The 402-nt window shown below is 57.7% G+C and carries 1 pseudogene; it reads left to right on the top strand.

The features are described 5' to 3' along the window. Positions 1 to 402: pseudogene (locus tag BG74_RS16275) on the top strand (bifunctional [glutamate--ammonia ligase]-adenylyl-L-tyrosine phosphorylase/[glutamate--ammonia-ligase] adenylyltransferase); the annotation flags it as partial.

The raw sequence follows: 402 nt of genomic DNA, 5'->3' as shown, positions 1-402 counted from the left end.
TCTGTTGCGGGTGCCAGAAGACGACGAGGAGCGGCAACTGGAAGCGCTGCGCCAATTTAAGCAGGTGCAGCGGCGGCGCATTGCCGATGCCGATATTGCAGGCATGCTGCCGGTGATGCAGGTCAGCGATCAATTGAAGTATCTGGCGGAATCTATAATTCACGCCGTTATCCAGCAGGCGTGGAAACCAATGGTGGTGCGTCACGGGCGGCCCTTCGCATCTGGGCGATGGCTAGGACGCCGAATTTGCGGTCATCGACTATGGGAAACTTGGCGGCTGGGAGTTGGGCTATAACTCTGATCTGGACCTGGTGTTTTTACATTAGTGCCCGGATGACGCTATCACCGACGGGTCACGCGTCATCGATGGCCGGCAATTTTATCTGCAGCTGGCGCAGCGGG

The sequence above is a fragment of the Sodalis-like endosymbiont of Proechinophthirus fluctus genome, from assembly GCF_001602625.1.
Classification (GTDB): Bacteria; Pseudomonadota; Gammaproteobacteria; order Enterobacterales; family Enterobacteriaceae.
Note: the sequence above shows the minus strand (reverse complement) of the source record. Positions and strands in the feature narration are given on the sequence as shown.